Below are 7,771 nucleotides of genomic sequence, written 5' to 3'. Positions count from 1 at the left end.
GCATCCGTATCCTGCGGATCGAGCGACAGCAGCACGAGCCGTTCGCGCGGCGGCTCCTGCAGGACGCGCAGCGCCGCGTCGCGGTTGAGGAAGGGCTTGTCGGTCTTGCAGAGCCGGTCGAGCCCGACTTCCTGTGGCCAGTATTCGGGACTGTATTCGCGGCCCCAGGATCCGTAGCCCTTTTCGATCCGCAGCGACATCAGCGCGCGGCTGCCGACGCAGCCCGCGTCATGGGCGCGACCCGCGTCGAGCAGCGCCTCCAACAGCCGCGCCTGATCGGCTTCGGCGCAGTGAAGCTCCCAGCCGAGATCCCCGGTGAAGCTGACCCTGAGCGCCAGCGTCTCCACCCCTGCGATGTCGATCCGTCTGGACCGCATGAACGGGAAATCGGAGGTATCGAGCGACGTGTTCGTCAGCTGCTGCAACATCGCACGTGCGCTGGGGCCCGCCACGTTGAAGCCGCAGACCGCGCCGGTCAGGCTTTCGAACTGCGTATCCCCGGGCAGCGGGACCTGCCCGAAGAAGCGCATGTGATACCGCTCCGCCATGCCGGAGCCGATGATCCAGTAATCGTTTTCGGCCACGCAGGTGACCGTGAAATCCCCCGCGATACCGCCGCGCGTGCCGATCAGCGGCGTCAGGCAGGACCGCCCCACGGCCTCGGGGATATTGTTCGCAAAGACCGCCTCCAGCCAGTCATGGGCGCCGGGGCCGTGACAGCGGTATTTGGCGAAATTGGAGATGTCGATGATCCCCGCCCTGTCGCGCAGCATCCGGCATTCCGCGCCGACGTTCTGCCACCAGTCCTGCCGGGTGAAGCCTTCGGTCCGGTCGGCAGCACCGGGTTCGGCACCGAAATAGAGCGGATGTTCCCACCCTGCGTTGAGGCCGAAGACCGCCCCCAGCCCGCGCTGGAGGTCATAGGCCGGGCGCTTGCGCGCGGGCCGGCCCGCTGCGCGTTCCTCGTTCGGGAAATGTATCTTGAACCGATGCGCATACTGATCGCCCACCCGCGCCTTGATGAAGGCCGCATCGGCCCAGTCACCGAAGCGGGCCACGTCCCAGACGAACATGTCATAGCGCGGCTCGCCGGTGGTGATCCAGTCCGCCGCGAGCAGTCCCATGCCGCCGGACTGGCTGAACCCGGGGATGATCCCGTTGCAGCAGAAATAGTTCCGCAGCTCCGGCACCGGGCCGAACAGCACGTTCGCATCGGGCGACCAGATCATCGGCCCGTTGATGACCCGCTTGATGCCCGCCGCCCCCACCGCGGGCACCCGGTCAATCGCCCGCATCATGTTCTCCTCGATCCGGTCGAGATCGTCGGCGAAAAGCTCATGCCCGAAATCCTGTGGCGTGCCACCCTCTGCCCAAAAGCGCATGTCCCGTTCATAGGCGCCGATCAGCAGGCCCTTGCCTTCCTGCCGCAGGTAATATTCGCCGTCCCTATCCGCCACCGACGGCAGCCGCCGGTCGAGCGCGGCAATCTCCGCAATCGTTTCGGTCACGAAATACTGGTGTTCGGTCGGCTGCAGCGGTAGACAGATGCCCGCCATCGCCGCCACCTCCCTGCCCCAGAGGCCGGCGGCATTGACCACCCACTGGGTATGGATGTCACCCTTGGGCGTCCGCACGATCCAGCTGCCGTCGGGTTGTGGCTCCGTCGCGGTCACGGGGCAGAAGCGGTGGATCTCGGCCCCGTTCTGCCGCGCGCCGGTAGCGTAGGCATTAGTCACGCCCGAAGGGTCGACGTTCCCGCCCGAGGGTTCGAACATGATGCAGCGCACGCCGTCGTAATCGACGAGCGGGTGCAGCGCCTCTGCCTCCGCCCGGTCGATTTCATGGAACTTCAAGCCGTAGTATTTCGCCTTTGCCGCCTGCAGGCGAAGCTGGTGCTCGCGGGCTTCGGTCTGCGCAAGATAGAGGCTGCCGGGCTGGTAAACCCCGCAGGACTGGCCCGTCTCTTCCTCCAGCGCATTGTAGAGGTCCATCGTGTAGTTCTGGATGCGGGTGATGTTGTTGTTGTCGTGCAGCCCGTGGATATTGGCCGCCGCATGCCATGTGGAGCCGGAGGTAAGCTCGTCCCGCTCCAGCAGGACGACATCGCTCCAGCCCGCTTTCGTCAGGTGATAGAGGATGGAGCAACCGATGACGCCGCCCCCGATGACGACCGCCTGAGCATGGGTGCGCATGATATGGATATCCCGTGATGACCCGTTTCCGGCCCAACCTGACGCGCCGCAACAGCGGCCAATTGCCACTGACCGACATATCTGGTCGCGATTGGGATTATCGCATCAGGAGGCGCCGACCCCGTCAGTATCCAGATCCGCTTTGCCTTCGCCGTCCTTCTCATAGGATTTGGCGTCGGTTTCCTTCTCCAGCCGTTCCTGCACGGCATCCCAGACGTCGGAGCGCGCGGCCTTGCGCAGCCGCTCCCGGTCCGGCGCGAAGGAGGTCACGCTGACCGCCCGCAGCAGATGCAATTCAGCCGCGGCACGCGCGGCCTTGCTCAACCCGTCATCGGGATGGCGCATGAGGCCCGAGAGCGTCGCCTGAAGGCGCAACTGCACCTCAACCACGGCATCGCCGTCGCGGGCCATTGCGTTGAAGCCGTCCTCCATCAGGTCGTCGGGGTCGATGGGCGGCACATGCAGATTGGTCAGCCGCACGGGCACGTCCATCCGCGCCTCGTCCCGGTAATCGGACAGGATACGCCCCAGCCGGGTGATCACGTCGATCGCCGTGCCCGGATCGTTCACCCCGGGCGAAAGCGCCTTCGAGCCCACCTCTCCCATCACCACGAGGCCGAATCGCGGATCCTGATCGTAGGTGCGCAGATCGCCGATCACGATACAGTCACGCAGATGGCGTTCGAACTTGTCCCGGTCACGCCCCCCTTCGCGCGTGGGCTCGCCCCGCTGCGCCACCTGCAAAAGCGGCTCGTTCTCGAAGACGAAACTGCCGATTGGCCGGTTGAGAAATACCTCCATCCCATGTTTCTTCGCGATTTCGTCCATGGCTTCGGGATAGATATGCTGGATGTAGCCCGTCTGCGCGGCCCGCATCACCTCGGCATCCTCGGGGATGTCGCCGGTCAGCGGATGCGCCCCGAGGCAGGGTTCCTTCAGCCGGTCTTCGAACTGGGCGCGCGTCACCTTTTCGACCTGCCGCGTCGTGTCGATCAGGCTGCCGAAGGTCTGCAGATGCAGCACCCAGCGGATCAGGTTGATCACGATGATCGCCAACACCAGAACCGTCACGATGAAGAGCACGAAGGCCCGTTCATCCACGTAGATCCCCAACTCCCGCATGATGATCGCAACCAGCGCATAGACATAGGCGCCGATGAAAACGGCGATGGTGTTCTGCGTCGTGCGATCCTGAATGATCAGGCGGTGCACCCGGGGCGTCCACTGGGTGGAGGTCGCGCGATAGACCGTCACCATGATGGTGATGGAAAAGATCGTAACGGCAAGCATGGCATCCGCGATGATCTGCAACAGCCGGTCGGCGGCGCTGCCGCTCAGGGTTACCGCGAGCTTCTTGGGCACCAACCCTTCGAGCAGTTGCGTCACGCCCAGAACGACGAACGCCAGAAGCCCCATTGCCAGAACGCGGACCCACAGCTTGCGGCTGTATTCGCGGGCCTTACGGAGCAATGTGTCGGGGGTAAGAAAATCAAGATCCATGGGATGATACCTAGGTCATCATGAAAACTGGCAAGTGTCTGCAGCAGCTTTCGATACCTTGGTGCGCAAATGCAAGTTGTGGATAACGCTGGCCCTTTACCCACCGCGCCGCGACGCAGGGTGCGGCACCCTTGCCCGAAGCGGGCACCAATGCCACAAATCCGACGTCCGAGGTCGTGAACACGCACGATCCCCGCGACGCCCGGCGGCAGGCTGGCGCCAGTACAGCAAGGATGACGCATATGCAGACAACAACCCGCGCCCTCGTGATCGGAGGCGGCGTCGTCGGCGCCTCGGTCCTTTATCACCTGACAAAGCTCGGCTGGTCGGACGTGATGCTCGTCGAACGCTCGGAACTCACCTCAGGCTCCACATGGCATGCCGCGGGCGGTTTCCATACCCTCAACGGCGATACCAACATGGCCGCGCTGCAGGGCTATACCATCCGCCTCTACAAGGAGCTGGAAGAGATCACCGGCATGTCCTGCGGGCTCCACCACGTGGGCGGGGTCACGCTGGCCGACAACCGCGACCGCTTCGACATGATGCTGGCCGAACGCGCCAAGCACCGGTTCATGGGCCTCGACACCGAGATCGTGGGCCCCGAGGAAATCGCGAAGATCGCCCCCGTGACCAACATCGACGGGATCATCGGCGGCCTCTACGATCCGCTGGATGGGCATCTGGACCCGTCGGGCACCACCCATGCCTATGCCAAGGCCGCGCGGATGGGCGGGGCTACCATCGAAACCCACTGCATGGTGCGGGAAACGAACCAGCGCCCCGACGGGACATGGGATGTCGTCACCGACAAGGGCACCATCCATGCCGAGCATGTGGTGAACGCCGGCGGCCTCTGGGCGCGCGAGGTCGGCGCGATGGCGGGCGTGTATTTCCCGCTGCACCCCATGGAACACCAGTACATTGTGACCGAACCCGTCCCCCTGATCCAAGAGAGGATGGCCGACGGCAAGGAACACCCCCATGTGATGGACCCGGCGGGCGAAAGCTATCTGCGGCAGGAAGGGCTCGGCCTTTGTATCGGCTTTTACGAACAGCCCTGCCGCCCCTGGGCCGTGGGCGGCACCCCTTGGAGCTTCGGACAGGACCTGCTCGCCGATGATTTCGACAAGATCGAGGACAGCATCGCCTTTGCCTACCGCCGGTTCCCGGATCTCGAGCGTGCGGGGGTCAAGAACGTCATCCACGGGCCGTTCACCTTCGCCCCCGATGGCAACCCCCTTGTCGGACCCGTTCCGGGGATGCGCAACTACTGGTCGGCCTGCGGCGTCATGGCGGGCTTCAGCCAGGGCGGCGGCGTGGGGCTCATGCTGGCGCAATGGATGATCGAGGGCGAGCCGGAACGCGACGTGATGGCCATGGACGTGGCCCGCTTCGGCGATTGGATCACCCCGGGCTATACGCTGCCCAAGGTGATCGAGAACTACCAGAAACGCTTCTCCGTCTCCTACCCGAACGAGGAACTGCCCGCCGCGCGGCCTTTCCGCACCACCCCGATGTACGACATTTTCACCAGGATGGGCGCGGTCTGGGGCCAGCAATACGGGCTGGAGGTGCCCAATTATTTCGCCAAGGGCGACGAGCCGAAGTACGAAACACCGTCCTTCCGCCGCTCCGACGCGTTCGAGGCCACGGGACGCGAGGTGCGCGCCGTACGCGAAGGCGTTGGCATCAACGAGGTGCAGAACTTCGGGAAATACCGCGTCACCGGCCCCGGCGCCCGGGCGTGGCTGGACCGGATCATGGCGGGCCGCGTGCCGAAGCCGGGCCGCCTGTCGCTGACACCGATGCTGTCCCATTCCGGGCGGCTGATCGGGGATTTCACGATCTCATGCCTCGATGAAGAGAGTTTTCAGCTGACCGCGTCCTACGGGGCGCAGGCCTATCACATGCGCTGGTTCGACCGGCACTGCGAAGACGGGGTGAGGGTCGAGAATATCTCCGACCGCTGCACCGGCTTCCAGATCGCCGGCCCCCGCGCCCGCGACCTGCTGCAGGCGGCGACAGGCAAGGACCTTGCGGATATGGCCTTCCTCGACGTGCGGCGCATGGTGGTGGGCATGGCCGACTGCATCGTGCAGCGGGTCAGCTACACCGGGGATCTCGGGTACGAGATCTATTGCGATCCGATGGCGCAGCGCGCCCTATGGGATAGGCTCTGGCAGGCAGGTGAATCCTTTGGCATCACACCCTTCGGGATGCGTGCCATGATGTCCCTGCGGCTCGACCGATTCTTCGGGTCGTGGATGTCGGAGTTTTCGCCCGATTATACGGCGGCGGAGACGGGGCTGGACCGTTTCATCCAGTTCTCCAAGAACAGCGATTTCATCGGTCGCGCGGCGGCGGAGGCGGAACGCGCCGCCCCGCCCGCGAGGCAGCTTGCCGCCTTCGAGGTGGAGGCCGAGGATGCGGATGTTCATGGCTATGAACCGATCTGGCTCGACGGCGCTGTCGTGGGGTTCTGTACCTCCGGCGGATATTCCCACCACGCGCAGAAATCCATCGCGCTGGGCTTCGTCCCGCGTGAGCGGTTACAGGAGGGTCTGGCGGTGGAGATCGAGATCCTCGGCGAAATGCGCCCGGCGCGCGTGATCACCACGCCGCTTTTCGATCCCGACGGCAGCCGGATGCGGGGCTGATGGCGGCAGAGCGCGCGGGTCATGTGCCCTTCCCCATCGTGCTGCTGGGCGCGGGTGGATCGACGCGGATGGGCGGTGCCGACAAGCTGTTGGAGCCCGTCGACAGCCTGCCGCTGCTGCGACGGCAGGCGGATATGGCCCTGTCGGTGGCGGGCGCGGGTGTCTACGTGGCCCTGCCGCCCGCACCGCATCCCCGCCACGACGCCTTGGTCGATTGCGATGTCGTCCGCGTGGAGGTGCCGGATGCAAGGGAAGGCATGAACGCCTCGCTCCGCCGCGCTTTTGCAGCACTGCCCGCCGATGCCCCCGCCGCGATGCTGCTGCTGGGGGATCAGCCGGACATCCGGGCGCGAGACCTGGTGCGGCTTGCCACCGCGGTGAACGCGGGAGGTGACACGCGCATCTGGCGTGCCGCGACCGAGACAGGCGCGCCGGGCCATCCTATCGTCTTTCATGCCGAATTATTCGAAGAGATCATGCAGCTTCAGGGAGACGAGGGGGCAAAATCCATCGTGAAATCAAATGCTCATCACGTGGAGCTTATCCAGATTCTCGGCGACCGGGCGCGGCGCGATCTGGACACGCCCGAAGCGTGGGCCGCTTGGCGTGCGGAAAATCCGGATAGATGAACTTCGCCAGATAACTCTACAAAACCTCACGATAATCGACACATATCAAGTTAATACGTAACCTCAGCCCCGCCCCGTAACTCACTCCAAAATAAATGAAAAGCGGGCCGACTGATCGGCCCGCTTCCCCGTTACATCCGGCAAGCCGGTGAACTGCTGCATATTTCGGTCCTGCGCACTCCGAAGGGCGCGCAGGTTGTGGTCCTCAGCTTACTTTGTCAGCAGCTTCGCCTCGTGTTTTTTCAGCGACCGGCGAGCGGCGGTGTAGCCCTGTACGCCTTCTTCGGTTGCCAGTTCGGGGAAGAGTTCGAAGATCTCTGTCCGCTGGGCGTTGCCGATACCGGCAAGGCTCTGATCGCCGGGCTGGAAGCTTTCCGTCCATGCGCCGTCCGACAGGATCACCTCGTGCTGTTCGAACATGATGTGCACGTAGGTCGTCTGCGACACATCCACGATATCGACGCCTTCCAGACCAGTCAGATGCTTGGCCGCGACGAGAACCTCGCGCTCTTCAAAATAGAGCGCTGTCTTGTCGTTGGCGACCAGCACGCGGTGGTTGGGGCTGACCATCATGTCACGCTCGGGCAACCCGTTGCCAAGCGCGCCNTNNCGGGCGATGAATTCGAACGCGCGCCGCACCTCAAGCCCGTGCTGATCCGCGAAGGCGCGCTTGGCAACGGGTTGCCCGAGCGTGACATGATGGTCAGCCCCAACCACCGCGTGCTGGTCGCCAACGACAAGACAGCGCTCTATTTTGAAGAGCGCGAGGTTCTCGTCGCGGCCAAGCATC

At 64.4% G+C, this 7,771-nt stretch carries 5 protein-coding genes and 1 pseudogene; 3 read left to right on the top strand and 3 right to left on the bottom strand.

The window, feature by feature from the left end:
* Nucleotides 1-2,192: GcvT family protein (locus A3764_RS02765; RefSeq protein ID WP_067951140.1), on the bottom strand; the 2,192-nt coding region annotated here is incomplete at its 3' end.
* A gap of 105 nt (nt 2,193-2,297) precedes the next feature.
* The gene (locus A3764_RS02760; protein WP_067951134.1) at nt 2,298-3,692 is read right to left on the bottom strand and encodes a DUF2254 domain-containing protein; all 1,395 of its coding nucleotides are present in this window, start codon (nt 3,690-3,692) and stop codon (nt 2,298-2,300) included.
* Between the two features lie 242 nt (nt 3,693-3,934).
* On the opposite strand from A3764_RS02760, the gene A3764_RS02755 reads away from it, so the two are divergent.
* Together A3764_RS02755 and A3764_RS02750 are read left to right on the top strand one after the other, a co-directional pair.
* Nucleotides 3,935-6,352: a GcvT family protein gene (locus A3764_RS02755; protein WP_067919875.1), complete on the top strand. Its 2,418-nt coding sequence runs from the start codon at nt 3,935-3,937 to the stop codon at nt 6,350-6,352.
* Complete coding sequence (locus A3764_RS02750) at nt 6,352-6,981, top strand: nucleotidyltransferase family protein (RefSeq protein WP_067919877.1); 630 nt, start codon at nt 6,352-6,354, stop codon at nt 6,979-6,981. Before A3764_RS02755 ends, A3764_RS02750 begins: the two co-directional genes overlap by 1 nt.
* Nucleotides 6,982-7,191: 210 nt before the next feature.
* On the opposite strand, the pseudogene A3764_RS02745 reads toward A3764_RS02750, so the two are convergent.
* Nucleotides 7,192-7,589: pseudogene (locus A3764_RS02745) on the bottom strand (Hint domain-containing protein); the annotation flags it as partial.
* Between A3764_RS02745 and A3764_RS25870 the strand changes: the two are divergent.
* Nucleotides 7,534-7,771, top strand: a 238-nt coding sequence (locus A3764_RS25870; protein WP_236627999.1) for a Hint domain-containing protein, incomplete at its 3' end; no start/stop codon positions are given. The pseudogene A3764_RS02745 and the gene A3764_RS25870 sit on opposite strands and share 56 nt — an antisense overlap.

The organism is Sulfitobacter sp. HI0129 (assembly GCF_001635395.1).
In the GTDB taxonomy this organism is placed as follows: Bacteria; Pseudomonadota; Alphaproteobacteria; order Rhodobacterales; family Rhodobacteraceae; genus Sulfitobacter.
Note: the sequence above shows the minus strand (reverse complement) of the source record. Positions and strands in the feature narration are given on the sequence as shown.

What these genes read in the sequence shown, in the direction of transcription:
- A3764_RS02750 (WP_067919877.1), top strand. Translation starts at nt 6,352, where the DNA reads ATGGCGGCAGAGCGCGCGGGTCATGTGCCCTTCCCCATCGTGCTGCTG.
- A3764_RS02755 (WP_067919875.1), top strand. Translation starts at nt 3,935, where the DNA reads ATGCAGACAACAACCCGCGCCCTCGTGATCGGAGGCGGCGTCGTCGGC.
- A3764_RS02760 (WP_067951134.1), bottom strand. Translation starts at nt 3,692, where the DNA reads ATGGATCTTGATTTTCTTACCCCCGACACATTGCTCCGTAAGGCCCGC.